This window comes from Deltaproteobacteria bacterium, from assembly GCA_011773515.1.
Classification (GTDB): Bacteria; Desulfobacterota; Deferrimicrobia; order J040; family J040; genus WVXK01.
Window position 1 is genome coordinate 1 of sequence record WVXK01000105.1, and the last position, 1,257, is coordinate 1,257.

At 55.0% G+C, this 1,257-nt stretch carries 1 protein-coding gene; it reads right to left on the reverse strand.

The features are described from left to right. Positions 1–56 precede the first annotated feature (56 nt). Positions 57–617, reverse strand: a complete 561-nt coding sequence (locus tag GTN70_11335; GenBank protein ID NIO17553.1) for a hypothetical protein — start codon at positions 615–617, stop codon at positions 57–59. Positions 618–1,257: the final 640 nt, after the last annotated feature.

A 1,257-nucleotide genomic window follows, 5' to 3' on the forward strand; every position in this document is an offset into this window, starting at 1 on the left:
TGTTTAAGCAAAGGCAAATTGTCCCCTTAAGTGCAGAGCGAATATGTCCCCTTTTTTTAGGGTGAATATTGTGAAGCCGAGGCTGCATAGACCCAGCTGTAGGGGCTTGCAGCCTTTTTTCTGGTCTTTGATCTCTTCAGGGCTCTTATGGGCTCTCGGAGGTCGGTTGCCTGGTGTAGGGCGATCTTGTTTCCCTGGTAATAGATTCTCCAGCTGCCATCGAGCAATTGCCTCACTTCGACCCGCGCCTTGGCATAAGAAGCCCTGTGGGGGCCTGGAGGGATATCAATGACGATGCCCCCGAGCCGAACCGTGTTGTCATTTCCCACCGTGGCCTCATAGCGGAACGAGCAGATCCGATCGATATTCACTCCCCGAGCCACAGAGCGCCAGGCCTTGTGGGGTTTTTCGGAAACTCGGCTGAATTGCTTGTTATAGGCCTCTAAAAAGCCTTCCAGGAAGAGATTGGCGTCTGGGATATCTGTGATACTAGCCCTTTCGAGTTCTGCAATGAGCCGATCCTGGAGGGTCCCAAACAGTCGCTCAATCCGCCCTTTGGCCTGAGGGGAAAGGGCATAGATGGGCTCGATACCAAACTCTTGGAGAGCCCATCCCACCTGGGTGGGATCTTGCTTCCCCCGAAGCTGCTCCTCGAGCGTCCAGTGACGATCNNGTGACGATCCTGGTAGATCGAAAGGGGGATTCCATACTGCTTTATCGTCTTCCGCAATACCCAGAGATATCCCTGGGAAGACTCAAAGGGGAAAAACCGCACCACTAAACACCGGCTGGTCGCATCATCCATGGCTGCGATCAGACAACACGGGGGATATTCGGCCCCAAACCACCGATGAACAGAGCCATCCCACAGGACCATCATCCCCTCGTGAGGCTTTCGAGCCCGACGAGATCGATGCCGGGGAGGCCGTCTGCGCCGCTTGGGTAACATCCCCGCCTGCCTGCGAATCTTTCTGACCGTCTCCCGACTGATCCGAATCCCTTCACCTGTTCCAAGCTTCTCGGTGAAATGGGTGTCGTTAAAAGAGGCATAGTGAGTTCGAGATAGCTCCATTACCCTTTGCCTCACATCCATACCAACGGCATTGGCTGGCCTTCTTCCCGTATTGCCATGAACCAGCCCCCTGGGTCCATCCCGTGCCACAACGCCCTTTAACCGCTTGGCATGGCGATAACTTACCTCCATCCGCTCGGTTGCCTCTCTCAACGTCGCTCGCCCCTCTAACACCATCTTCAACA